Raw genomic sequence first — 25,375 nt, 5'->3', positions numbered from 1 at the left:
TTAATTAACGAGTCTCAATCATGGAAAACCGGTTATTACAGGCGAAGGCAACGCGTCCTCAATACGATCGCGACAGCCTCAAGGCACGCATTGTTCATTTAGGGTTTGGCGCGTTTCACCGTGCGCACCAGGCGGTGTACACCGATATACTCGCCGCAGAACAGGGCAGCGACTGGGGTTACTGCGAAGTTAACCTGATTGGCGGCGAACAGCAGATCGCCGATCTGAAGGCACAGGATAACCTTTATACCGTGGCAGAGATGTCTGCCGATGCGTGGACGGCGCGCGTGGTCGGCGTCGTCAAAAACGCGCTGCATGCGCAGATCGACGGGCTGGAAATCGTGCTGGCGGCGCTGTGTGAGCCGCAGGTCGCCATTGTTTCCCTCACCATCACCGAGAAAGGATATTGCCACTCCCCGGCAACCGGACAACTGATGTTCGATCATCCGTTAATCGTTGCCGACCTGCAAAACCCGCATCAGCCTAAATCTGCGCCGGGCGTGGTGGTTGAGGCGCTGGCGCGTCGCAAGGCGGCGGGGCTAACGGCATTCAGCGTGATGTCATGCGATAACATGCCGGAGAACGGCCACGTGATGCGCAATGTGACCTGTGCCTACGCGCGCGCCGTAGACGGCGATCTGGCGGACTGGATCGAAGCGAATGTCACCTTCCCGTCAACCATGGTGGACCGCATTGTGCCCGCCGTCACGGCTGATACGCTGGATAAAATCGAACAGCTGACTGGCGTACGCGATCCGGCAGGTGTCGCCTGCGAGCCGTTCCGCCAGTGGGTGGTGGAAGATAATTTTGTTGCCGGACGCCCCCAGTGGGAAAAGGCCGGTGCGGAGCTGGTTTCTGATGTCATTCCGTTTGAAGAGATGAAGCTGCGAATGCTTAACGGCAGCCACTCGTTCCTGGCCTATCTCGGCTATCTTGCCGGTTATCAGCACATTAACGACTGCATGGAAGATGAACATTATCGCGCAGCCGCGCATGCGCTGATGCTGATAGAGCAGGCGCCGACGTTGAAAGTGCGGGGCGTGGATTTGGGTCGTTATGCCGACCAGCTGATTGCGCGCTACAGCAATCCGGCCCTGCGTCACCGCACCTGGCAAATCGCCATGGACGGTAGCCAGAAATTGCCGCAGCGCATGCTCGATTCCGTGCGCTGGCACCTTGTCCACCAGAAACCCTTCCCGCTGCTGGCCCTGGGCGTGGCGAGCTGGATGCGTTATGTCGGCGGTGTGGATGATCAGGGTAACGCGATTGAGGTGAGCGATCCGCAGCTGGCGGTGATTCAGGCGGCGGTAAACGGTAGCGCTGAAGGTGAAAGCCGCGTTAGCGCGCTGTTGGGCATTGAGGCTATTTTCGGTAACGAGCTGCCGAAGGACGCGGTGTTTGTGGCGTCGGTCATGCAGGCTTATCAGACGTTGCTGCAAAAAGGCGCGAAGGCCACGGTTGCTGAGTACACCACCCGGCTTTAACGCTATGACATGCCGCCGTTCGCGGCGGCATGTCGGGGCACAGCTTAGTGCATCCCCAGGCGAATCAGCTCAATCGGTTCGAACTTACCTTCGCATCCTTCCACTTCAACCGTTTTACCACGACGCACCTGCTCGGCATTAAGGCCGTCGCTGTGGATCGCTTTAATCACGCCGAACTGACCTGTGCCGCTAATCATGACGCGGCTGCCAGTGGTGATTGCATTTCGGTTACGGTCGTATGTCATCATGGTATTTTCTCCTCTCGCACTTATCCGTTACGGCGCTAATTCAACGGCTGCCGTTCACGGGGCACTATTAATACGCCTCTCTTAAACGAAATTATTTGCTTTTGATCAAGCTCACACTTTTTTCTTATTTCCAGATGGCGTTGACGGTTCAGGACACCGCTTTACAAAGCGGACAGTTATTTTCCTTAATTGATAGTTTCCAGACGCAAGCATTTAGGCTTTGTTTATATCCACAATGCCATTCTGGAGGCAGAAAATAACCCTTCATCGGAAAAGGAGTCAGGCTTATGTATAAGAAAATTTTGATGCCTGTTGACGTGTTTGAAATGGATCTAAGCGATAAAGCGGTACGCCACGCGGTCAACCTCGCGAAATCGGAAGGCGCGACGATCACCCTGGTCAACATTCTCCCTAACAGCAGTCGTTCGTTACTGCGGGGGTTCAATGCCGATATTAAGAAGTTCGAAGAGTATATGACCGCCGAGTCGGATAAGAAGATGAAGGCACTGAAACGGCTCTTTGATATGTCCCCGGAAAATATTGATTGTGAAGTACGTTTCGGCAACGTACGCGATGAAATCATCCAGCTCAGCAAAGAGGGGAAATATGACGTTATTGTTATTGGATCAAGAAACCCGAGCATGACAACACATCTGCTGGGCTCGAATGCTGAAACTATCCTGCGCTACGCCACTATTCCGGTGTTAGTGGTCCGCTAATCACTTCGCCGCAACCGAAAGGGGGCGGCGAGGTTTTATTCTTCGCTGAACCACTCGCGGTTTTCCTGACGAATTAACTGAACTGACTCGCTAATTTCCTGGAGGTGAAGCGTCATCGCTTTATCTACGGCTTCCACGTCGCGTTTTTCCAGTGCGCTGAAAATATTGTGATGCTGGCGCAGCAACATCTCTGGCGGAGAAACATGGTCGAGGCTCATGTAGCGCACGCGGTCGATGGTAGCTTTGATGTTTTCGACGGTATCCCACGCGAGCTGGCACTCGGCGATCTGCGCCAGTTTCTGGTGAAACTCGTCGTCCAGCTGGAAAAAGTCGTTCAGCTGTTTGCGGTCGATGGCAATGCGTTGCTGATGCAGGTTTTGCTCCAGCAGGTAGCACTGGTTATCGTTGATGAGCGACGCGGCGCGACGCACAACGGCGCATTCAATGGCCTGGCGAACAAAACAGCCATTCCGTACCTGCGAAAGCGAAATTTTATTTACATAGCTGCCGCGCTGAGGGCGGATCTGGATAAGGCCGTTTTCTGCGAGCTTAATAAACGCCTCGCGCACGGGCTGACGGGAAACGTCAAAACGTACCGAAACCTCTTTTTCTGAGAGTGGCGTTCCCGGTGGGATCAGGCAGCGAACGATATCACGGCGTAAGATGCGATAAATTTGCTGATTTACAGGCTGGGTAGGATTAAGTTGCGATTCAGCGGCCATGGGTTGTGATTTCTCAGAGAGTTAACCTGAACATACTACCATTCTTTTACCCGTCATCACATACCCGGCCCGCAGGCCGGGAAGGGTGAATTACCCGCGATGCACGCTGAGTCCGGCATAGGTCTGGCTGACGGGCATCATCTCAACCGTGTTGATGTTGACATGCTTCGGCAGCGTCGCGACCCACCAGACGGTTTCGGTGATATCTTCCGGCGTCAGCGCATTCGCATTTTCATAGGTTTTATCCGCTTTCGCGTCATCGCCTTTGAAACGCACGTTGGAGAATTCCGTTCCACCGACCAGACCCGGCTCAACATCGGTCACGCGGATCGCGGTACCGTGCAGGTCGGTGCGCAGGTTCAGGCTGAACTGGCGTACAAAGGCCTTGGTTGCGCCATAGACGTTGCCGCCCGCGTAAGGCCAGCTGCCTGCGGTGGAACCGATATTAATGATATGACCACGGTTACGTTCAACCATGCCCGGCAGCACGGCGCGGGTCATGTACACCAGGCCTTTGTTGTTGGTGTCGATCATGTTCTCCCAGTCTTCCACGTTGGCTTTGTGGGCAGGCTCCATGCCCAGCGCCAGGCCAGCGTTATTGACCAGCACGTCGATTTCACGCCATTCGGCAGGCAGGTTGGCAATCATCTCTTCAATGGCGGCGCGGTTGCGCACGTCCAGCTGTGCGGTCAGGATGCTGTCGCCCAGCTCGTCTTTCAACTCCTGGAGACGCTCCTGACGACGACCCGTTGCAATCACCTTATGTCCGTTGGCGACGAAGCGACGCGTGATGCTTTCACCAAAACCTGCTGTCGCCCCGGTAACTAATATAATCATCTCACTGTTCCTCAACGCTTTTTGTGTTGTACTACCATAGCACGCACTCGGGCACATCGTTAAGGCAACATTTGTATGACGCCATTGCAGGCCGGAGCAGGCTGGCCTACTCTGGTGAGAAATACCGTGCTCAGGAGTAAACGATGTCGGTCATCAACCCTTTCTTTGACGTTAGCCTGCTGCCTTATCAGGCTCCGCGTTTTGATGTGATAGAAGACAGCCACTATCGCCCGGCGTTTGATGAAGCAATGCGCCTCAAGCGTGCAGATATTGACGCGATTATCGCGCAGAGCGCCGTGCCGGACTTCAACAACACCGTGCTGGCGCTGGAAAAGAGCGGGGCCATGCTGTCGCGCGTCAGCAGCGTGTTCTTCGCCATGACGTCCGCACACACCAACGATTATCTTCAGGCACTGGACGAGCAGTTCTCCACCGAACTGGCCGGGCTGGCGAACGATATCTGGCTAAACGATACGCTTTTCGCCCGCGTGGAAGCCGTCTGGCAGGATCGCGACACGCTGGATGCCGAATCCCGCCGGCTGACGGAGGAGACGTATCAGCACTTTGTTCTTGCGGGCGCGCGTCTGAACGCCGATGAAAAAGCCGAGCTGAAAGCCCTGAATACCGAAGCCGCCACCCTGACCAGCCAGTTCAACCAGCGCCTGCTGGCGGCGAATAAGGCGGGAGGGCTGGTGGTGGATGATGTTCACCAGCTTGACGGACTCAGTGCGGAGGAGATGGCTGCCGCGGCTCATGCTGCCGCAGAAAAAGGGCTGACGGATCGCTGGCTGATCCCGCTTCTGAATACCACGCAACAGCCCGCGCTGGCGGCGCTGTCTCTGCGCGAGACCCGTAAAAAGCTGTTTAGCGCGGGCTGGGAACGCACTCAAAAAGGCGACGAAAACGATACGCGCGACCTGATCCTTCGGCTTACCGCGTTGCGGGCAAGACAGGCGCAACTGCTCGGCTTTGATAACTATGCCAGCTGGAGCATTGCCGATCAAATGGCGAAAACGCCGGATGCCGCGCTCGAATTCATGCGCGGGATAGTTCCTGCGGCGCGCAGCAGGGCCGCGCTGGAGCAGGCGGATATTCAGAAGGTCATTGACGACGAGCAGGGCGGTTTTACGGTGCAGGCCTGGGACTGGGCGTTTTATGCCGAACGCGTGCGTTCAGCGAAATACGCGCTGGATGAGTCGCAGATCAAACCCTATTTCGCGCTCAATACCGTGCTGGAAGATGGCGTATTCTGGACCGCCACGCAGTTGTTCGGTATCCGCTTTGTCGAGCGTTTCGATATTCCGGTTTATCACCCGGACGTTCGCGTGTGGGAGATTTTCGACCACACGGGTGAAGGAATGGCGCTGTTCTACGGCGACTTTTTCGCGCGTGATTCCAAAGCGGGCGGGGCGTGGATGGGGAATTTTGTTGAGCAGTCTTACGAGTTTGCCGCGCGTCCGGTGATTTATAACGTTTGCAACTATCAAAAACCAGCGAACGGGCAGACCGCGCTGATCTCCTGGGATGATGTGATTACCCTGTTCCACGAGTTTGGCCATACGCTGCATGGCCTGTTTGCCAGCCAGCGCTATGCCACGCTTTCAGGCACCAACACGCCGCGTGATTTCGTTGAATTCCCGTCGCAGATCAATGAACACTGGGCCAGCCATCCGCAGGTGTTTGCGCACTTTGCCCGCCATTATCAAACCGGCGAGCCGATGCCGGATGCGCTGCGGGAAAAAATGCTCAATGCGACCCAGTTTAATAAGGGTTATGACATGACGGAACTGCTGAGCGCCGCGCTGCTGGATATGAACTGGCACGGCATTCAGGAGCCCATTGAAGACGTGGAAGCCTTTGAAGCCGCCGCGTTGAAAAAAGAAGGGCTGGATCTTCCAGCCGTACCGCCGCGCTATCGCAGCAGCTATTTTGCCCATATCTTCGGCGGTGGCTACGCGGCGGGCTATTACGCCTATCTCTGGACGCAGATGCTGGCGGACGATGGCTACCAGTGGTTTGTCGAGCAGGGTGGTTTGACGCGCGAAAACGGACAGACATTCCGCGAGGCGATTTTGTCGCGCGGCAACAGTACTGATTTAGCTGAACTTTACCGGAACTGGCGCGGGCACGATCCGAGGATCGAACCGATGCTGGAGAATCGTGGATTGAGTGTTTAAGGGCTTTTTAGTGTGGAAACAGAACCGGGCGCGATGCCCGGTTTTTTGTTCGATTTTTTCTTCCTCGAAACTCCTCCAAATTCCTCCCCAAAATGAATCCTTAAATTCTGCGAAATTTACAGGATAACTTTCTTATGGCTGACCCTATATATCAGGGCAAACGACTGGGCAGCTTCCTGCTGCGCCAATGGAGAGGGAATTAATTGTGGAACGTACCCGGGGCTGGAGTGGCGCTGCCTGCGAGGAAAGGTGAATAGGCTGCCCAGTAAATAAAGAGGTTATGGAAACTTGAATACATTACAGTTCATCAGGATTGTTCGATACGCTGATCCCGATCTTGATCAGACTTAAAATCATCAATGCCAGTACCATTGCCACGATAGTAGAGATGATAAGCGTTGTCATAAAGGCCCCCTTTGTGAGTATATCTTTTAGACTGTTTGAATCAAAAAATGTTCCGAGTCCTAAAAAATATATGACATTAGACAGGAATGTATCGTCTGCTAAATGAAAAAAAAACCTACGCCAGGTAGGCAATACTGATAATTCCTAATTGTTTTAATAATGCTTGTTACTGAAGGTTATCCGCAGTGTTGGTAGAAGATATTGAAGCTTATAGATACTTCCTGGCTGCATCTAATATTTCCTGAGATGTAAGCTCTCGATCTGATGCAACATAGATAACTTCATGGTCACCTGTTAAAGAGGGAAAACCGGCTGACATTATCGGAAGGTTTATCCCTTCTCCATTAGGGTATTGTTCGCGTATTGATGTCACGCCCTTAAGTACGGTGATTACTTTACCTGGTTTACCATTAAAGAAAATAATTACTTTTTTCATGTATCACCATGTATTTCAGGGAGTTTTATGGCCCAAGATTGTTCGAAAGGGGGTTGATTTATTGACGTTTAGTTACCTCTTTCGAAATTAAAACAAGCAATATTATGCCTTAACGTGTACTGTAGCAGTCCATTTGTACTGGAGAAGCTTATGTCTGCACGTAAAAACACGCAATTCCGCCGAAATTATTTAGTCAAATGCCCTTGTCCAAACTGCACAAGAGACTCGGAGCATAGTTACAATCGTGTACAAAAGGGAGCTCAACTAGTTTGCCCTTACTGCAACGCGTTGTTCAAATCCCCTCAACATTACTAAAAAATCTCATATAATAACTAAGAAGTGATGCTTTTGGAGGCTGCCTAACCTCTTACGCACTTTAATATTTTATAAGCAGTTAGCTTCTGCTTTGAGACTATTCATACAGCAGTCCTGCATTTCATCACATCGGTCAGCAAATTTGACGGTGCTGTAAATATGCTGGCCTGTTGTAATGATATTCGAAAACGATAAATGACGCTTCTGATTATTTAATTCACAGAAGCTTAAGCGGTCATTGAGGGGGTTATTTATCGCAAAGCGTAACATTTGCAGCTGTCGGACCTTTGGTACCGGCAATGACAGCAAATTTAACTTTTTGGCCTTCAAAAAGAGTTTTGAATGTCTCTCCCTGTAGAGAAGAAGAGTGAACAAGGATATCTTTACTTCCATCGAGTGGGGAGATGAAGCCAAAGCCCTTATCATCGTTAAACCACTTAACAAGACCTATCATTTTTGATGACATAAAAACTCCACTTGAACACTTAAAAGTTACAAGTTCATGAAAAGAAACGCATGATGGCATACGTATGGACTCAAGAGGAGGGGATATCAGAGATAGCACCTGGTTATGAGGACTACTTTGGAAAAGTCAGATTCACATTGCATCGAACCAACCGCATCATTAAGGCACGTGTAGATCTTTTAAGCAAATCTTATTTTAGCCATCTGGGAGGCCATACAGATTAGATTAGCCAATCCAAATTTTTCCTGTGTCGTCGAATTTGATTTACAGCAAGGAAATAATTTGTCTCGTAAAATGACAGAAGCTGTCAAAGGTTTTGACTTCAATAGAGGGAAGGGTTTTATTATCCCATCTAAAAAGTGCAGGTCTAACTAAGATCAGATTTGATTTCTATTTGCTCTATCAAATTCCTCCCCTGGTTTTTTACATTTCCTACTGTACGCGTTACCGCATGCCAGACGAACTTATCGGTGGGCACTGCACCATCTGAAGCTATCTCTTCAGCTTCTTTCCCGCCAACATGCTGTCGCATCCACTCGCGTGCCGCTTCTGGTGACAAAACCAGTGGCCTGCGGTCATGAATGTCGACGAGGCCTTTATCAGCCGCAGACGTCACAATCAGAAATCCCTCGGCTTCATCGCCGCGCTCAAACGGTGTGCTTCCGATCGCCGCCATAAAGATTGGCTGACCGTCGGCCCGGTGGATGAAGTAGGGTTGTTTCTTGTCACCTGACTTCTTCCATTCGAACCATCCATCGGCAAAACAGATCGCCCGGCCATGTTGCCACAGAGGTTTAAACATTCTGCTGGTGGCCGCGGTTTCTACACGTGCGTTAATCAGTGGTGCTTTGTCCCACCATCCAGGTGCGTAGCCCCAGAACACCGGATCGAGGTGCAGTAGTTCGTCGCGTTCGCTCAGCAGCAGGACTTTGGTACCGGGCGCGACGTTGTACCGGCCAATGGGGGCCGGGTCATACGCGATGTCGCGATCGCCTTCGTCGGCAAGGTAGGCCAGGTATTCTTCACGGGTTTGGGCTTGTGCAAAGCGTCCACACATAGAAACCTCCAGTCGGATGTCATACTCAAAGTATAGGGCAGGGATAAGATGACTTGATCGACATGCAAAAGCTGTATCTTGTACAAGATAACGCGAGAAAATGGGCAGAAATTCCGGGAGGCGTTTTTATCTTGCGGGCACGATCCGAGAAATGAACCGATGCTGGAGAACCGCGGGTGAGTGATTAAAGGCATTACTGGCTGAAAACAGAACCGGGCATTGCGCCCGGTTTTTCCCCGGTGGGCTGGTATTTGTTAACCTTGTTACTCTTGCGTCAGCCACATGTCCGACTCTTCAAACATTTCCTCAAGCATACGGTTCAGCTTTTCCCGGTCGCTTTTGCTGGCATCGCTATTCAGGCCATTCGCCTGCATTGGCTTAACCGTCACGCTGGCATCAGGAAAAATCCGGTGCACACGTTTTGTCAGTTCAGCCAGAATTATCTCCCTGGCTCCCTCCAGCCCCTGTACGTTTCGCTTGTCATAAACCAGTTCAACAAACATTATTTTTTCCCTATGAATATTAATTGTGCGATTCTGTCTGCACGTAAAAATACTACTGTATATGGGTACAGTCAAACGGCATTCCGGCTAAAGAAATGCCATGCCGCCCTTCACCTTGTTTATGTTGATGACAATCTATTCATTTAGCCTTTAAAACGAGCAGTCGAAGCGTTTAATCGTAAAATTTACAAAAACCATAATTTGAAGCCAGAGAGAAACTTACAAACGAAACGGTGAAGGTTTAAACAGTCGCTACGGTTCAGCTGCCTTGCGCGTGCTTCAAAACAAAACTACTGTATATAAAAACAGTATTAGAGGTATGCGTAATGGAATTTATCAGACCTACAGAACTGCGTGAGATTATCGCGCTTCCACTTTTCAGCGATTTAGTTCAGTGCGGATTCCCAAGCCCGGCTGCCGATTATGTGGAGCAGCGCATTGATCTTAATGAACTTCTGGTTGCCCACCCCAGCTCGACGTATTTCGTTAAAGCCGCGGGTGATTCAATGATTGAAGGGGGAATAAGCGACGGCGATTTACTGGTGGTCGATAGTTCCCGAACGGCTGAGCACGGCGATATCGTCATCGCCGCGGTGGAAGGGGAATTCACCGTTAAGCGCCTGCAACTGCGGCCTAATGTTCAACTCAATCCGATGAACAGCGCTTATTCACCGATTATCGTTGGCAGTGAAGACACGCTGGACGTTTTTGGTGTGGTCACTTTTATTGTTAAATCGGCCAGCTGATATGTTTGCGCTCTGTGATGTGAATTCATTCTATGCATCATGCGAGACGGTATTCAGGCCAGATTTGAGAGGCCGACCGGTGGTTGTCCTCTCAAATAACGACGGTTGCGTGATAGCGCGCAGCGCAGAGGCCAAAGCCGCTGGCGTTACCATGGGGGCGCCATACTTTAAGCAGAAAGACCTGTTCCGGCGCGCCGGCGTGGTTTGCTTCAGCAGTAACTACGAACTTTACGCTGACATGTCCAGCCGGGTAATGACCACGCTGGAAGAAATAAGCCCTCGCGTCGAAATATATTCCATTGATGAGGCCTTTTGTGATCTCACCGGGGTTCGTAATTGCCGGGACCTGACTGATTTTGGCAAGGAGATCCGCGAAACGGTTTTGAAGCGTACGCACCTGAAGGTCGGCGTTGGCATAGCCCAGACGAAGACGCTGGCGAAGCTGGCAAATCACGCGGCGAAGAAATGGCAGCAGCAGACGGGTGGGGTGGTTGATTTATCCAATATCGACCGCCAGCGCCGGTTGTTGGCTATCGTGCCTGTAGAGGACGTATGGGGCGTGGGCAGGCGCATCAGCAAGAAGCTCAATGCGATGGGTATCAAAACGGCGCTGGATCTCTCAGAGCAGAGCACGTGGATTATCCGCAAGCACTTCAATGTAGTGCTGGAGCGAACGGTCCGGGAGCTGCGCGGCGAGCCGTGCCTCGATCTGGAAGAGTTTGCACCGACAAAGCAGGAGATCGTCTGTAGTCGGTCATTCGGTGAGCGCGTGACAGAATACGAGCAGGTGCGCCAGGCTATATGCAGCTATGCGGCCCGTGGCGCTGAGAAGTTACGTGGCGAGCACCAGTATTGCCGCTTTATCTCGGCGTTCGTAAAGACCTCTCCGTTCGCTCTGAACGAACCCTATTACGGCAACAGTGCCTCAATGACGCTTCTCACACCCACTCAGGACTCCCGCGACATTATCAACGCCGCGGTAAAGTGCCTCGACAAAATCTGGAAGGAGGGCCACCGCTACCAGAAAGCCGGCATTATGCTCGGGGACTTCTTCAGCCAGGGCGTTGCCCAGCTCAATTTGTTTGACAATAGCGCGCCGCGTGCCGGAAGTGAAAAGCTGATGGAAGTGCTGGATCGTCTGAACGCGAAAGATGGAAAGGGTACGCTTTATTTTGCCGGGCAGGGCATACAGCAGCAATGGCAGATGAAGCGTGAAATGCTTTCGCCGCGGTATACGACCCGGTATTCAGATTTACTGAGAATTCGATGAATGTTAATGGCTGTTTTGTGCCAGAAGCGGACATTGATATAAATGGCAATTGATCAAACGCCAGCCCCTTTACTTTGTCCTACAGGATCTCAACCACTTCAAACTCTTCTGCGATCAACTCCATATCTTCAGAAAAATGGCCTTCGCGGCTGAAAAATCTCTGATGCTCTTTCTGCCAGTATTTAAATGGTGTTCTTAAACGGAACGTACGCCAGTTTGCCGGATGGTTTAATAAAAACTCTCCTGGCGTGTCTGCGCGAATGTACTACTTTCAGTAAAGTGACTTTTACAGGGAGGGTCAATGAAACCATTATCGCTTTTATTATTGTCGAGCCTGACGTTAGTGGGTTGTGGCGCGAACAATACCCCTTCAAATACGCCTGTTCCGGGTGTAAAAACCTCCGTCGGGACGAGCACGCTTGAAGCCGGTGCTCAGCTTATCCAGTCCCGTCCGCCCATTGATGCAATGAGTGCCTACCTTGACGGTTTCCATTTTTATAGCGGGGATAAAAATGGCCAGATGGAAGCCCATCATTATGTAACCGTGTTGAATGAAGACGTGATGCAGGCGGTGATCTACGACGGTAACACCAAAGATGCCCGTTTAATGGGCGTTGAGTACATCATTAGTGAGCGTTTGTTTAACACACTGCCGCCGGAAGAAAAAAAATTGTGGCACAGCCATCAATATGAAGTGAAATCCGGCAGCCTGATTGCTCCAGGTTTACCTGCAGTGGCTGACAAAGCATTGATGAGCAAAATTGTGAATACCTACGGCAAGACCTGGCATACCTGGCACACCGACCGCGATAAAAAGCTGCCGCTCGGCATTCCGGCACTGATGATGGGCTTTACCGGGGAAGGGCAGTTAGACCCTAAACTTCTGGCGGACAGAGATCGACGCTTTGACGTGAGCACGCAAGCTATCAAAGAAGAACGTAAGGATATTGTGGCGCACCCAGTTGCTAAGGGAGCGGATGCCTGGCAACGTGGTGAAGAGATCCAGCTTAAGCGGGTTAAAGGTTCAGGTGAGCATGGCCAGGGCGACACAAGCCATTTTTGATATCAAAAGCCTTCAGGAATACCCCGGCAACGCCGGGGACAGGGCCAGTCCTATTATTTTCTCGTCCTCAGACATCAGAAACGCCAGGTGGCTGAAAGATTACCTGCAATCGAGTCATAGCCAGAACGAAACATTTCGCTTTCAACCCCGATGCCCAATTCGACATCAGCGTTGATTTTATAGCTCATACCTGCCTTAACACCCAGAGTGTCACGACCAGTCACCTGATTCCTGGAACTAAACCCTGTGCTTCGATAGTTGGCGAAAGAGGCTTGTTGCACTACGTTGCCATCAAGCAGTTCATGATCCCAGGTGAGCTGCAGCTCAGCTGCGAACGATGCCCCTGAAGCGAGGGGTACATTCCAGTTACCATTCACCCCGATACTTGATCTCAGAGAATCGAAGGTCTGCGAACCCAGCATCAGTCGGCTGCCGTCATTGCCGCTTTCCTTCACGCCGGGACGATGTAATGTGGTGTAATTCAATGACGTTACCGGTCCGGCGTTCACATTATTATTCAGCGCCCATCGATAGCCTCCGCCGGCCGTAACAGAACCTGACAATCCGGTCCAGGTGGCATGGTGGCTTGCTCCGTAAGTTTCTACATTAATGTTTCTGTCCAGCCAGCTGTCTTCAATACCCAATCGGCCAGTGCCGAATAAATACATTCCTTCGGACCTTTCAGCGCCGTAACGAGCATGAACACCCAGATCGAAAGCAGTGGTTTTCCCGGTTGCGGTTTCTGGTGATTTCACCGTCACCGACTGACCGCTGACCGCACCATGAAAGCCATAAATCCAGTTGTGATTCTCATCGTTTTGTTTTTCAGCACCGAATACAATGCCATAACTGCTGGCGTCGTACCCTACACTGTCACCCTGACGCTGTTGCCAGAAGCCGCCGCCAAAGGGTATGGCAAAGCTGCGCCATTCGCCTTCCGTCAGTTGCTTCGGCATAACCACAGGATTTGGCCCGCCAACGATCCGCGCTATCTGCTGTTCACGCTGCAGGGAATTTGCGAACATGGCGCTGTAGGCGCCCGCAGAAAGTTGCGGCAAGGCATTGCTGATACTCCCGCCATCAGTGGCTGAGAAATCCAGAGTACGGTACAGCGGTTGTATATCCGACTTAGCTTCCGCCACAATTTTTTCCAGCGCTTGCCCTACCTGCCGCGCATTAGCGTCCTGCGCATACCTGCTGTATGCGTTTGCAGCGCGCAGCATTGAGAGCTGCCAGCCATTCTTTCCCTGTGGCGTTGTTTGCAGCGTTAGCGTGGGTGAACGGAGCACGCTGTTCACCGCACTGAAATTGCCGTCGGAAGCGTCCGTTTTTAGCAAATCTTGCGTATTCAGACGCCAGTTTGTTGCGTACCAGTCCGGCTGCGGCGCAAACGTCAGTTGACCGTCAAATTGTGCGTGACCGTCCACTCGCAGAGTATCATGCCTGCCGCGCCCGTCGACTTCCAACAACAACTGCCCGGTATTCCCCTGTTGATAAGCACCGGATATATTGATTTGCCCAAGTGAATTACCCGGCGCAAGGATCCCGTTATTTACAAAGCGGCCTTCCTCATTAAGCGTATAGCTGGCGTTGCCGGACAGGCTGGCACCTGGCGCGATAGTCATGCTGTAAATCTGGAAATCGCCGTTAAGCGAGGTTTTCCCTCCGTGCGCGTCCAGTGCCAGATTATTGATACCTTCAATGTTTCCGCGGTACGTAAAGCTGAAATCAGCATCGGCAGCTTCCGTCGCTTGCCCGTACGCATTTGCCTTCCGACCGAAGGTAAGCAGCGTTAACCGCTGTTGGCCATAGTCATCCCGCTGGGCGTAGTCCGAATAAATATCACCCTCCAGCCGGGCACCCGTTAATATATTTATATTACCGACCAGCGCGTTCGGTGATATATAAATCGCCGCGCCTTTACCGGCAACCCGTCCGCTGATGTCGGCATTGTCTACCAGCGCTCCCTGCAACTCGGGTAATAACGCATCGTAATAGCCGTCCACGATATGAAGCCAGGATCCACGATAGTCCACCTCGTTACCCAGGAGGTTATTGCCAAAATCAAAACTGATACCGACGCCACTGGCTCCCAGTGCCTGAACGTCGCCACGTTGAATAAGGCTGTGCTGTTTACCGTAGGCAAACATCACCCCACGGCCATTAACGCCATCGGCGTATATCCGTACACCGGGATCGATGCTCAGGGTGTTATTTTGCCCATCTATACGGATGCCCGCGCCGCCAGCCCCTGACGTCAACAGGTCCGCTTGTTGAAAGATATGGTTATTACTGCCATACACATGCAGGCCAACTCCCAGATTAGCGGTATTGTATTGACCAGCCAGATAGCCATCCGCCTGCTGATTACGCTGAAAATAGCCATTGCGGTTAACGAGCGTTTGCCCGTTGCCATATAGCGAAAAACCGAAAAAGTTACGCCGGTCAATCTGATATCCCATATCCTGCAGCAACGCCAGTTCCGCTTCCATAAACGTGGTGTAATTGCGGTAGTTCTGATGGCTCATCATGCTGTTTTTCAGCTCGATATGGCTCATGTAGTTATCATCGACCGAGCCGTCGTCTGCTAACATTTTCACCGGCACGCCAGGCATGGCGCCTGCAAGGACTTCATCCACATGCCTGCCGGTGAAATAGCCTTTATCAAGCCGTACATCAAAGCCTTGTGGATCCCATCTGTTATTGCATCCATTACACAATATTACTTGCCCTGGCCGGGCAGGATTGCCACGGTCATCGCGCAGATGGCTGGTCCAGGAGCCAAAAGGCACGGTATCGAAAGCGGGCGTGAATGTGCCACTTCCTTGCAGATCGGTAACCATATTGGATATTCCCAGTCCATGTGCCAGCTCATGAACAGCGACGCTGACCAGATCGGCCTTTCCAGTGCGCGGCAATTGCGCGGGCACATAGGGAACGTTATCAAAATCCAGTTTGCCCATGATGAACTGGGCGTGGGAACCAAAGGTCAGCTCTCCGGTATCAATGCCGTTCAATGCGCCTTGCAACTGCGTCAGACTTATAATGCCGTCGGTAACTGAATCGCTGGAACCTGCGGCATTCTCGTCGTTAAACGTCCCCACATTGATAATGGCAGGCAGTTGCCCCGGGCTGGGGGTAATAACCTCAGCTCAGTAACGCATAGCATCGAGTATTTTTTCTTTTTGTTGCTGGCCAAGATCCCAGGTTGACTCAGACGCATTCGGCCAGTCCGGCATAAAGGGGCCGTCGCCAACATTAAAGAAACGCACTTCAAATACCGCAATATTATGTGGGTTATAGACCAGATAGCTTTCTCCTGCATACGGATTATTACTGACAAATAAACCCGTTAATGCAGCCGTCATAAAAACCCTTTTCATATTAACCATCCATGTGTGAAAAAATAATGTTTACGTCCGTCAATATAAATTCACATCTGAGCTCAATGAATCATAAACAAATATAATAATTATCGATGTGGTTTGATAATTTAGAATAACGAGTGACCTTGCCCTGTGATAGCCTCGTTTTTCAGGATTTTATAAACGGTGGAGCGGGCGATCCCGGATTGAGAAACCGGGTCCCGGTGAACAGGAATGTACCGACATATGCAGGGGAAATAACGGATAGGGTATGGTGTCGTGGCATATTCGACATAAGCGTGAGGCTTTACTGTACTTCACGACACCAAAAACTATCAGATCGCTTATCAATCAAAGCCAGCGAGAGCGTTTGAGCCGAAGCCACAGTAATACACAGGCTCCCAGCGTGACAGCGACCGTAGCCGGATAGCCAAAGAGCGTCTTCAGTTCCGGCATATGTTCGAAGTTCATACCATACATGCTAAAGACTACCGTCGGGATCACGAGGATGGCCCCCCAACCGGCCAGTTTCTTCACGACTTCGTTTTGCTGCACTGAAACCAGTGCCAGGTTAACGTGCATCGCGCTGCTTAGCAGCTCACGCATGTCATTTACATCCGTTACTACATGGCTTGCGTGATCCTGAATATCTCTGAAATACGCCCTGAGGGGTTTTGGAATAAGTTCTTCATGAATGCGAATAAGCTCTGTACAGATTTCTTCTACTGGCTGAGCGGCGTTGCGAAGCCCGAGTAGATTACGGCGGAGGGAATACACGTCCTGAATAGCTTCACGGTCAAATTCACTGTGAAAAAGTGTCGCTTCTATATCACCAATTTTGGTGTTGAGGCGCGCAGTCAGCTCTGCATAACTGTCAACAATAAAATCCAGAATACAGTAAAGAGGATAAGCCGGACCGTACGAAAGCATGTCCGGGGCCTCAGCAGCACGGGCGCGTATAGGTGCATAGCTCACTGAAGCACCATGGCGCACCGTAATAAGGAAGTTTCGGCCCACAAACAAATGCGTTTCGCCAAACTCAATATTGTCGTCCTGTCCACTGACGGTTTTTACAACGATAAATGCCGAGCTGCCATAACGCTCTATTTTAGGCCGCTGATGTGCATTAAGCGCATCCTCAACGGCCAGATCGTGCAGACCGAACTCCTCCTGGACTTTGTACATAAACGCAGGTTCAGGCTGCCAAAGCCCCAGCCAGATAAACGCATCGGTATCCTGGATGACTTCACTGATATCCTCAATATCTACGGTTTCGGCGGGGTGGCCTGAACGGTAGACCATACAGTTAACAATCATTTCCTGACTATCCCTTAAGCATGTGTCTAAGAAGCTTAACCATTTCCGTTAAATTTCCAAATTTTTATGCCGGCAGGTTTTAATATGTTGAATACTCAGAAAGGTCATGTTCACGCGTCGTTCAATCCGGGCACTGACTCTCCAGCCATTGACCGACGACGGGCCATAATTTCTCCGCACATCGCGTACGAAAAAATCCCATATGCCCAATGGACGAAAGACCAAACTCTGCGTGCCGTATCTCGCAGCGTTCTATTTTTGCTTGTTGCACCGGCTCCATCAGCCGCGCAATAGCTTCACGGTTAGCCCAGGGATCGTCATCAAATCCCATTACCAGCACGGGTAGGGTGATCTCACTTGCCCGTTGGCGTGCATTCCAGTGTGGATCATCGTAAAAATATCCAGGCATTGCGCTCCAGCGCCCCCATTGAAGCATGACTGGTGCCGGTAAATCTTCACCCAGCCCCAGGCGCCTGGCAGGCATGTAACCGAAGATACGGCACAGAATCGGAGCCAGAACACGCAATACGCACCAGACACGCACCTTTTCAGTGGTGCGTTTGATGGTGCTCGTCACCCCGGCATGTGAGGCTACAATGACCGCAGCTTGCAGGGCGTGGGTGGCTGTTGAAAGCAGAACGGCATGCCCGCCCACACTGTGTCCTACCGCCAACAGGCTAAGCCCTGGAAAATGTGCTTTAGCCCAGGCGGTTATACATCCGACGTCCTGGTCGATCCAGTCAGACATAGAAACGCGGTAAGTACGGACCAGCCCGGATTTAGAGAGGCCGGTGCCGCGATAATCGTATGTGAGGACGTTGAATCCTCTGTTAAAAAGATATTCTGCGAATCCCTTATAAAACCCCTGTACAACCGCCGTTGCCGGATGAAGGAGCACTATCGCTTTGGCATCGCTTCTTTCCCAAATTGTGGCTGCCAGAAATCCACCTTCATTGACGGGTATTATGACTGAACGCATTCATAGAGCCTTATTTATGTGGTCATACCAGTTATGCCTGAATTAAATCTAGCCTTTACTACCCCATCTGGCGATTTTTTTTTACACCCCAGCGTTTGTCCCTCGCTCAAAGCAGACAATAAACCTCGCCCGTGCGTTTTTAGCGAAACACACTGCCTTATGGGCTCAACGTGAGGAAGGGGACTCGCCGGATAAACGCCCCTTTAAAAAATCCTCTTCTATACTCAGTTACGTTTAGTGAAATATGCCGCCGTTTTTTTCACGTCGCGTTGTTTTAATAGCCATTGCACGCGCGAACAGCAGGGACATATATCCACGAAAACGCCTTAATGTTGGTCCATTTTGCATTTTTTAGAGGGGGATTCCTGGTATGTTGCATTCTCAATCTTCGCGCGTCGGCACTATTTTGCTGCTGTTGGCCGCGGTTATAGGCTTCGCGGTGGCGCTATACGCCTGGTGGACGCCGCTTACCGGCGTCACAGACACCATTGGCGCACTGGGCGTGGCCATTGCCAGCGCGGTGCTGGCGATACTGATCTTTGTGTTACGTGCGGCATCGGGGCGCGGGGCGCGTGTTTTCCTGATTATTGTCACCCTGGTGGTGTTGGCGGGTATTGGTTTTGCCGCCGCGCTGCTGCACCAGTACATCATAACGGCAGCCATGGTGGTCGGCCTGATTGGTCTGATTATGCTGAGCAGCCATTCCGCCCGTTACAACCATTCCGTCAGAACCTGAGGAGCCGCCCGTGCATAACGATAAGCATTATCCCTTCATAAAAGTCAGCATGACGGCGCTGGCGCTGCTGGTCACCCCGTTCGCGCTGCAGGCGCAGGATAAAGCCGCTGAGGCCTCTCAGGGGACCCAGGAATCACTGAATATTGATGCGGCCGATCAGCAGGCGCCTGGAACCACAAAAACCACAGACGATGCCTCAACCGGTAGCGGTGACGGAAAGAAAGCCGCCTCGGCCAGCCAGCCAGCGACGCCGCTGGTGCCCGGCACGCCAACCTGGGACAGCTTCCACGGCCAGCTTAACGCGCAGAAATACAGCCCGCTTACCCAGATCACGGCGGATAACGTCAGTAAATTAACGAAAGTCTGGGAGTTCCATACCGGCGACGTCTCGGATGGTAAAGGTGATACGCCAGCGACCGTGTGGTCCGCAACGCCCATTTTCGCTAACGACACGCTCTACATCGGTACCCCTTTCGATCGCCTGATTGCGCTGGATCCGGGCACGGGTAAAGAGAAGTGGCACTATGACACCAAATCGTCGCGCAAGGCACTGACCCAGCCGGTGCTGAAAAACCGCGGCGTTTCCTACTGGCAGGCCAAAAATCCGGTGAAGGGAGAGGCGTGCCAGAAGATGGTCTATATGGGCACCGTTGACGGCAAGCTCTTTGCGCTGGACGCCGATTCAGGCAAACCGTGCAGCGGCTTTGCGGACAATGGGGTGCTGGATCTGAATCAGTGGAACACCGTTAACGCCAAGTATCCGCTCTCTGTCCTGCAACCGCCAACCGTCGTCGGCAACCATCTGCTGGTGGGTTGGGCCGGGAAAGACTGGGCCTATGCCGAAGCGCCTCCGGGTACCGTATTTTCTGTCAACGCCCAGACCGGCAAGCTTGAATGGACCTTTGAGGCGATACCGGCAGAGATCCGCAAGCGTACCGGTACCGCTAACGTCTGGACGCACATGTCCGCCGATGAGGCCAATGGGCTGGTCTATCTCCCGGTCTCATCGCCGTCTCCCAACTATTGGGGCGGCAACCGCGTCGACGCAATTCCGCTTGGCACCTCCACCACCGCGCTGGACATCAACACCGGTAAAGTGGTCTGGTCCCGTCAGTGGGTACACCACGACGTCTGGGATTACGACATCAACTCTGCCCCGACGCTGATGGATATCACCGTAGACGGCAAGCAGATCCCGGCGCTGGTTCAGGCCACCAAGCAGGGCTTCCTGTTTGTGGTTAACCGCCTGACCGGGGAGGACGTATGGCCAATCGAAGAGCGTCCGGTTCCGCAGGGTGATGGTTCGGTCCAGGGCGAAGTTCTCTCGCCTACACAGCCGTTCCCGACCAAACCTGCTCCGCTGCTCGACCAGTCGAAAAAGCCGGAAATCTGGAAGCTGGCGGATATCGTCGGTGGCGGCCAGTGCTCTCGCCTGTGGGATAACCTGACCTATGAGGGAATGTATACTCCGCCTACCACCAAAGGCGAAGGCACGCTCACCTATCCCGATAGCGCCGGCGGCGTGCAGTGGGGCGGGGTGGCGTTCGATCCGCAAAAACAGATCGCCATCGTCAACACCTCGCATATCGTTCAGTACGTGAAGCTCTACAGCCGTGAGGATTACGATAACGCGGACAAAGACTCCGGCAATGAAAGCGGCTTTGCCCCACAGGAAGGCGCCCCGTACGGTATGCGTCTGCTGGTGGCGAGCAACTGGCTGGGCATGCCGTGCTGGCAGCCGCCATTTGGCGAAATCGTGGCGATAGACATGCACACGGGCGATGTGAAATGGCGTCGTCCGGTTGGCGCCTCACAGCAGTATGGCTTCTTCATGCCGGAAAGCTGGGGTTCGCCTACCATTGGTGGCCCGGCAGTGACGGCGGGTGGCGTGATCTTCATCGGTGCTTCAATGGATGCCAAAGTGCGTGCCTACTCGGTAGAGAGCGGTGAGGAGCTGTGGTCCGATCAGGCAGAAGCGCCAGCGGTAGCGAACCCGTCCGTGTATGAATATAAGGGTCGGCAGTATGTGGCCTTCGTGGCTGGCGGGAACACGATCCTGAAGGATCAGGTAGGCGATCAGGTGGTTGTCTACGCGTTGCCGGAATAATTCATCAGGAAGGTGAAATAAGCGTGGGGCCTGCGGGCCCCACTTTATTTTGCAGTAGTCGTTTCACCGACGCACTTATTTATCGGCTGATGTGCCAGCTCGCGTTGACATCTGCTCGGCGGACTTCAGATGCTGCTCAACGACCGGCGTGTGCTCGTTGGCCAAAGCCTTCACATCCGGATCGTCGATTTTACTGGCGTCGCTCTTAAGCTTCGACAGCACCTTCTCGTGGTCCTTCACGCCAGCATATTCCATATACATTTTGTCAAAAGCGTCACCGCGCTGGTTTTCAAGCCTTGAGTTCAGGGCTTTATGGGCGGCGTCTGGCTCGGTCGGCAGCTCTACGCCCTTTTTCTGGGCAACGGCCTGCACTTTGGTCAGGGCGGCGCCGTGGTCGTCGACCATTTTCTGGGCGAATGTTTTCACTTCACTGGTCTGGGCCTTGTCCAGGGCGAGCCTGGCGGCGGCGACTTCGTTGATATTGGCCTGCGCCATGTCCTTCAACGCTTTCTCGTCGCCGGAGCTGAGTCTGGCGTCCGGTTGAGCCTGGCCCGCAGCGTTAGTTTGCGCGGCGCTTGTCGTCTGGGCTTGTACGCCAACGGTGCTGAACATTGCTGCAACTGCTGATACGGCTAGCAGCCTTTTCAGGGTTTTACTCGTGTGCATATTGTTCTCCTGATGGTCATGGTACAGGTAAGTTTCGGTTACCTTACGCGCAACCGGGCAGATAAATGCTAACTTCACAGGTCAGTATAGTAGATGAACCTGCTGTAATCGCAGGTTGCGTCAGAGAGGGCAGGTAATAATGCTCAACAGGCGACGCTTATCGCTCAGTCTCTCTACGACATTGGCACGGATCATTCCCATATTTGATGCTAATTTTAAATAGATAGATTTATTAACAGGAGGAATGATATGAAAAAAGCACTATTAGGGAGTGTATTGGCTTTAACAGTTGCAAGCTTTGGCGCATCTGCGGCAGATATGATTTCCAAAGATGAAGCGCACCACTTCAAACTTGAATACCTGGGCAATGTATCTGTAGGGGCTTCAGGTGGACAAATTTCTTCACCTTCAGATCTTCATCAAAAACTCTCGAAACTGGCAGATGAGAAGGGCGGGAAATACTATGTCATCATCGCTGCTCGAGAGCATGGCCCTAACTTCCAGGCCGTAGCAGAAGTCTTCAAATAATCTTTCCGAATAACGCAGAAACCCGCTCATGGCGGGTTTTTTGCTTATAGGGAGCAAAAAAATGCCCCTGGTGCGGGGCGAGTTTGAGTCAAATCTTTTCTTATGTTTATGTGCTCTAAGGCGTTGGCACAATAACAGCTTATTCAAATAATGCAATCTAAATGCATATTTAAATGCAATGGCCCCATCTGCCCCTCATCTCAAGGTGAAGGCAGCATACGTAACGCAGATAGTCTACGCTTTACATAGGGTTATGGTTAAAACCAGTTAGATACTGGAAACAGTAAACGGCCGCAAGAGGTAAATATGAAAGTTGACGCAATGACGCAAAAGGCAGAGGAAGAAATTTCAGCGCTTATAGCCAAAAAAATTGCAGAATTACGAAAAAAAACAGGGCAGGAAGTATCTGAAATTGAGTTTATCGCTCGTGAGGCCATGACAGGCCTGGAGGGGTATGAAGTAAAAATCAAACTCCTGTAAGCGTTTCTTCCTGAAATGGTCGCTCAATTCTTGCCGCAAAAGAGAACCGGGCGTGGTGCCCGGTTGTTTTATGGATAATCAACGTCTTTATGGGCGAATAAACGTCAGGATATCGGCATTTATGGTATCTGCATGCGTGGTATGCATCCCATGCGGGAAGCCTGGATAGATTTTAAGCTCGCTGTTTGCGAGCAGCTTATCCTGAAGAAGGGAGGCATTTTTATACGGGACGACCTGATCGTCATCACCCTGCAACACAAGCACGGGAACGGTGATAGCTTTGAGATCGTCCGTCTGGTCGGTTTCTGAAAATGCCTTAATGCCATCATAGTGGGCTTTGGCGCTACCGATCATACCCTGACGCCACCAGTTCTGGATTGTTCCCTGCGAAACCTCTGCTCCGTCTCGGTTAAATCCATAGAAAGGACCGCTGGCGACGTCGAGGTAAAACTGGGCGCGGTTAGCGGCCAGCGCCTGGCGGAAGCCGTCGAACACTTCAATGGGCGTACCGCCGGGGTTCGTGTCTGATTTTACCATCAGCGGAGGAACGGCGCTGACAAGTACCGCTTTGGCCACTCGCCCCTGAGGCTGGCCGTACTTCGCAACGTATCTGGCGACCTGGCCTCCGCCGGTGGAGTGGCCGACGTGCACGGCATTACGCAAATCAAGGCTTTCGACCACGGCTGATGCGTCGGAGGCATAATGATCCATATCATGACCTTCACTCACCTGATCGGAACGACCATGACCACGACGGTCGAGGGCGATGACGCGGAAGCCTTCTGCAAGGAAAAAGAGCATCTGGTTATCCCAGTCATCGGCGCTCAGCGGCCAGCCGTGATGGAAAACGATCGGCTGCGCATCCTTCGGACCCCAGTCTTTGTAATAAATACTGACACCATCTTTCGTTGTTACGAATGCCATATTTCAGACTCCTCTGCTAATGGCAACATGTGTGAAGGCTAAGTAAATAGCCCAGCATTTAGGGACGTAATAAAACTGACTTATATTAATCTTATTACTGATATATCCGCTTAAAGTGTAGAAGGGTTCCTGAAAACAGTTATAGATTAATTTTGTATGGTCATTATTTATTTTTAAACGAAATATCCCCTAAACCAGCCGGGGCACTGTGTTATTTTTCTCGCGTGGTGAATCCCCCTGTGCGGAGGGGCTAAACAGCACGTGTAGCTTAGGCAATCAGTAGCGGGTCAAGGTGGCTGACCAACGACTCACCGGGAGGCACCCGGCACCACACATACGTTAAAGCTTGTATCTCGCTAAATTTATTAGGGATGGTGTATGAAGTTGGGCTTTTTGGCTGGAGCAGTGCTGGCAACCTGGTTGTCTTTAACCTACCCGACGCAAATGAGAGCTGTTTTTGAACAACTGGTTACGATAGTGCAGCAAATCACGCAGCCTTCAGCAGAGCCTCATTCTGATATGGTCACACCGGAACAGTCATATCCTTGATTGTTATATTTACGATGAACGTTAGCCATCTTAATAGTTAACCTGTGCTTATTTTTCTGATGGGCTTATTATTGGCCGGGCAGAGGTTACCGCCACCCGGCCTGACGGTCTTAAACGATCGCGTTAGGGCACGCTTCGCCCTTATCAAGCTGCTGTAAATTCCCCAGCGTGGTTTCCGAAATACTGATCAGCGCTTCGGCGGTCAGAAACGCCTGGTGGCCGGTGAACAACACGTTGTGGCAGGCCGACAGGCGACGGAACACGTCGTCCTGAATCACGTCGTTAGATTTATCCTCAAAGAACAGATCGCGTTCGTTCTCATACACGTCCATACCCAACGCGCCGATTTTTTGCGTTTTCAACGCTTCGATAGCGGCCTGAGAGTCGATCAGTCCGCCGCGGCTGGTATTGATGATCATCACGCCGTCTTTCATCTGGTCGAACGCCGACTGGTTAAGCAGGTGATAGTTTTCAGGAGTCAGCGGGCAGTGCAGGGAGATGACGTCAGACTGCGAGAAGAGCGTTTTCAGATCGACATACTCCACGCCCAGCTCCAGCGCAGCGGCGCTTGGATACGGATCAAATGCCAGCAGGCGCATGCCAAATCCTTTCAGGATGCGTAGGGCGGCCACACCAATTTTGCCGGTACCGATCACGCCTGCGGTTTTACCGTACATAGTAAAGCCGGTCAGCCCTTCCAGAGAGAAGTTGGCATCACGGGTACGCTGATAGGCACGGTGAATACGACGGTTGAGCGACATCATCATCCCGACGGCATGTTCTGCCACGGCTTCCGGAGAATAAGCCGGAACGCGAACGACCTTCAGACCCAGCTCTTTGGCGGCATCGAGATCGACGTTGTTAAAGCCCGCGCAGCGCAGGGCAATGTATTTCACGCCCTGTTTTTTCAACTCTTCCAGTACCGGTCGGCTACCGTCATCGTTAACGAAGATACACACGCCTTCGCAGCCGTGGGCGGTTTTAGCCGTCTTTTCAGTCAGCAGAAAGTCGAAAAATTCAAGATCGAAACCGTACGTCTCGTTAACATGTTGCAGATACTTTTTGTCGTACTGCTTTGTGCTATATACCGCGAGTTTCATAAGACTTTCTCCAGTGATTTTGGAACCACGTTAGCATGTTTAAAATTATCTTACAATTTTTCAAAATTCATTGAAATCAATAAGTTCTATGAATTATTGTAGAGCATCTACTCTTAAAAATGGCATTACCTTCAACTGACTGGCTAAACATGCGACAATGAGCGGCAAGAACGGCT

At 51.8% G+C, this 25,375-nt stretch carries 26 protein-coding genes and 1 pseudogene; 11 read left to right on the top strand and 16 right to left on the bottom strand.

Annotated features, from left to right (window positions below; genetic code table 11):
• Positions 1–20 precede the first annotated feature (20 nt).
• Positions 21–1,484: a mannitol dehydrogenase family protein gene (locus CKK19_RS09740; RefSeq protein WP_063853680.1), complete on the top strand. Its 1,464-nt coding sequence runs from the start codon at positions 21–23 to the stop codon at positions 1,482–1,484.
• Positions 1,485–1,528: 44 nt separating this feature from the next.
• Here the strand turns inward: CKK19_RS09740 and ydfZ are convergent, their stop codons facing one another.
• Positions 1,529–1,732, bottom strand: coding sequence for a putative selenium delivery protein YdfZ (gene ydfZ / locus CKK19_RS09735; RefSeq protein ID WP_003857405.1), 204 nt, complete (start codon positions 1,730–1,732; stop codon positions 1,529–1,531).
• A gap of 287 nt (positions 1,733–2,019) precedes the next feature.
• On the opposite strand from ydfZ, the gene CKK19_RS09730 reads away from it, so the two are divergent.
• Entirely contained in the window at positions 2,020–2,451 is a 432-nt protein-coding gene (locus CKK19_RS09730) for a universal stress protein (RefSeq protein WP_023300013.1), read from the top strand.
• Positions 2,452–2,486: 35 nt separating this feature from the next.
• Here CKK19_RS09730 and CKK19_RS09725 read toward each other — a convergent pair whose 3' ends face one another.
• The gene (locus CKK19_RS09725; protein ID WP_225455111.1) at positions 2,487–3,173 is read right to left on the bottom strand and encodes a GntR family transcriptional regulator; all 687 of its coding nucleotides are present in this window, start codon (positions 3,171–3,173) and stop codon (positions 2,487–2,489) included.
• Between the two features lie 90 nt (positions 3,174–3,263).
• Entirely contained in the window at positions 3,264–4,010 is a 747-nt protein-coding gene (gene ydfG, locus CKK19_RS09720) for a bifunctional NADP-dependent 3-hydroxy acid dehydrogenase/3-hydroxypropionate dehydrogenase YdfG (protein WP_038415990.1), read from the bottom strand.
• 143 nt (positions 4,011–4,153) lie between these two features.
• On the opposite strand from ydfG, the gene dcp reads away from it, so the two are divergent.
• Positions 4,154–6,187, top strand: coding sequence for a peptidyl-dipeptidase Dcp (gene dcp / locus CKK19_RS09715; protein ID WP_063853679.1), 2,034 nt, complete (start codon positions 4,154–4,156; stop codon positions 6,185–6,187).
• A gap of 297 nt (positions 6,188–6,484) precedes the next feature.
• On the opposite strand, the gene CKK19_RS25375 is transcribed toward dcp, so the two are convergent.
• Positions 6,485–6,592, bottom strand: coding sequence for a YnaM/YnfT family protein (locus CKK19_RS25375; protein ID WP_022647993.1), 108 nt, complete (start codon positions 6,590–6,592; stop codon positions 6,485–6,487).
• Between the two features lie 208 nt (positions 6,593–6,800).
• The gene (locus tag CKK19_RS09710) at positions 6,801–7,028 is read right to left on the bottom strand and encodes a hypothetical protein (RefSeq protein ID WP_071881491.1); all 228 of its coding nucleotides are present in this window, start codon (positions 7,026–7,028) and stop codon (positions 6,801–6,803) included.
• Positions 7,029–7,178: 150 nt separating this feature from the next.
• Between CKK19_RS09710 and CKK19_RS09705 the strand changes: the two genes are divergently transcribed.
• Positions 7,179–7,343 (top strand): YnfU family zinc-binding protein, encoded by a 165-nt coding sequence (locus CKK19_RS09705; protein ID WP_213083702.1) that lies wholly within the window; start codon positions 7,179–7,181, stop codon positions 7,341–7,343.
• A 247-nt stretch (positions 7,344–7,590) separates the two neighbouring features.
• Here the strand turns inward: CKK19_RS09705 and CKK19_RS09700 are convergent, their stop codons facing one another.
• From CKK19_RS09700 to CKK19_RS09690, 3 genes are all read right to left on the bottom strand, one after another.
• On the bottom strand, positions 7,591–7,809 hold the full coding sequence (locus CKK19_RS09700; protein ID WP_022647994.1) for a cold shock domain-containing protein: 219 nt from the start codon (positions 7,807–7,809) through the stop codon (positions 7,591–7,593).
• 367 nt (positions 7,810–8,176) lie between these two features.
• Complete coding sequence (locus CKK19_RS09695) at positions 8,177–8,866, bottom strand: SOS response-associated peptidase (RefSeq protein ID WP_023306122.1); 690 nt, start codon at positions 8,864–8,866, stop codon at positions 8,177–8,179.
• A 263-nt stretch (positions 8,867–9,129) separates the two neighbouring features.
• The gene (locus tag CKK19_RS09690) at positions 9,130–9,369 is read right to left on the bottom strand and encodes a DinI family protein (RefSeq protein WP_006808847.1); all 240 of its coding nucleotides are present in this window, start codon (positions 9,367–9,369) and stop codon (positions 9,130–9,132) included.
• Between the two features lie 326 nt (positions 9,370–9,695).
• On the opposite strand from CKK19_RS09690, the gene CKK19_RS09685 reads away from it, so the two are divergent.
• Both CKK19_RS09685 and CKK19_RS09680 read left to right on the top strand, forming a co-directional pair.
• Positions 9,696–10,115, top strand: coding sequence for a translesion error-prone DNA polymerase V autoproteolytic subunit (locus tag CKK19_RS09685; protein ID WP_022647996.1), 420 nt, complete (start codon positions 9,696–9,698; stop codon positions 10,113–10,115).
• A gap of 1 nt (position 10,116) precedes the next feature.
• A complete protein-coding gene (locus CKK19_RS09680; protein WP_032622206.1) occupies positions 10,117–11,385 on the top strand; it encodes a Y-family DNA polymerase in 1,269 nt (422 codons plus the stop codon).
• Between the two features lie 79 nt (positions 11,386–11,464).
• On the opposite strand, the pseudogene CKK19_RS09675 reads toward CKK19_RS09680, so the two are convergent.
• A pseudogene (locus tag CKK19_RS09675) lies at positions 11,465–11,569 on the bottom strand (ASCH domain-containing protein); the annotation flags it as partial.
• Between the two features lie 117 nt (positions 11,570–11,686).
• On the opposite strand from CKK19_RS09675, the gene CKK19_RS09670 reads away from it, so the two are divergent.
• Complete coding sequence (locus CKK19_RS09670; protein ID WP_023300017.1) at positions 11,687–12,448, top strand: OBAP family protein; 762 nt, start codon at positions 11,687–11,689, stop codon at positions 12,446–12,448.
• 74 nt (positions 12,449–12,522) lie between these two features.
• On the opposite strand, the gene CKK19_RS09665 is transcribed toward CKK19_RS09670, so the two are convergent.
• From CKK19_RS09665 to CKK19_RS09650, 4 genes are all read right to left on the bottom strand, one after another.
• Positions 12,523–15,465 carry an autotransporter domain-containing protein gene (locus tag CKK19_RS09665; protein ID WP_225455110.1) on the bottom strand — a complete coding sequence of 981 codons (2,943 nt, stop codon included), beginning with the start codon at positions 15,463–15,465 and terminating at the stop codon, positions 12,523–12,525.
• Between the two features lie 135 nt (positions 15,466–15,600).
• Positions 15,601–15,816, bottom strand: coding sequence for a hypothetical protein (locus tag CKK19_RS09660; protein ID WP_225455109.1), 216 nt, complete (start codon positions 15,814–15,816; stop codon positions 15,601–15,603).
• A 348-nt stretch (positions 15,817–16,164) separates the two neighbouring features.
• Positions 16,165–17,130: a magnesium and cobalt transport protein CorA gene (locus CKK19_RS09655; RefSeq protein ID WP_022648001.1), complete on the bottom strand. Its 966-nt coding sequence runs from the start codon at positions 17,128–17,130 to the stop codon at positions 16,165–16,167.
• Between the two features lie 121 nt (positions 17,131–17,251).
• Entirely contained in the window at positions 17,252–18,109 is an 858-nt protein-coding gene (locus CKK19_RS09650) for an alpha/beta fold hydrolase (RefSeq protein WP_038415997.1), read from the bottom strand.
• 370 nt (positions 18,110–18,479) lie between these two features.
• Between CKK19_RS09650 and CKK19_RS09645 the strand changes: the two genes are divergently transcribed.
• Together CKK19_RS09645 and CKK19_RS09640 are read left to right on the top strand one after the other, a co-directional pair.
• Complete coding sequence (locus tag CKK19_RS09645) at positions 18,480–18,845, top strand: hypothetical protein (protein ID WP_045621686.1); 366 nt, start codon at positions 18,480–18,482, stop codon at positions 18,843–18,845.
• A 10-nt stretch (positions 18,846–18,855) separates the two neighbouring features.
• Positions 18,856–20,952: a pyrroloquinoline quinone-dependent dehydrogenase gene (locus CKK19_RS09640; RefSeq protein WP_063853678.1), complete on the top strand. Its 2,097-nt coding sequence runs from the start codon at positions 18,856–18,858 to the stop codon at positions 20,950–20,952.
• Positions 20,953–21,027: 75 nt separating this feature from the next.
• Here the strand turns inward: CKK19_RS09640 and CKK19_RS09635 are convergent, their stop codons facing one another.
• On the bottom strand, positions 21,028–21,618 hold the full coding sequence (locus CKK19_RS09635; protein ID WP_032624324.1) for a DUF4142 domain-containing protein: 591 nt from the start codon (positions 21,616–21,618) through the stop codon (positions 21,028–21,030).
• Between the two features lie 249 nt (positions 21,619–21,867).
• Between CKK19_RS09635 and CKK19_RS09630 the strand changes: the two genes are divergently transcribed.
• Complete coding sequence (locus CKK19_RS09630; RefSeq protein WP_003857380.1) at positions 21,868–22,146, top strand: DUF1471 domain-containing protein; 279 nt, start codon at positions 21,868–21,870, stop codon at positions 22,144–22,146.
• Between the two features lie 306 nt (positions 22,147–22,452).
• Complete coding sequence (locus CKK19_RS09625) at positions 22,453–22,626, top strand: GnsA/GnsB family addiction module toxin (protein ID WP_022648006.1); 174 nt, start codon at positions 22,453–22,455, stop codon at positions 22,624–22,626.
• An 87-nt stretch (positions 22,627–22,713) separates the two neighbouring features.
• Here the strand turns inward: CKK19_RS09625 and CKK19_RS09620 are convergent, their stop codons facing one another.
• Entirely contained in the window at positions 22,714–23,550 is an 837-nt protein-coding gene (locus CKK19_RS09620; protein WP_063853677.1) for an alpha/beta fold hydrolase, read from the bottom strand.
• A 659-nt stretch (positions 23,551–24,209) separates the two neighbouring features.
• Positions 24,210–25,199: a 2-hydroxyacid dehydrogenase gene (locus CKK19_RS09615; RefSeq protein ID WP_003857375.1), complete on the bottom strand. Its 990-nt coding sequence runs from the start codon at positions 25,197–25,199 to the stop codon at positions 24,210–24,212.
• Positions 25,200–25,375: the final 176 nt, after the last annotated feature.

The sequence above is a fragment of the Enterobacter sp. CCUG 70166 genome, assembly GCF_020224095.1.
Classification (GTDB): Bacteria; Pseudomonadota; Gammaproteobacteria; order Enterobacterales; family Enterobacteriaceae; genus Enterobacter; species Enterobacter intestinihominis.
The sequence above is the reverse complement of the archived record's forward strand: the minus strand, read 5'-3'. Positions and strand labels throughout refer to the sequence as shown.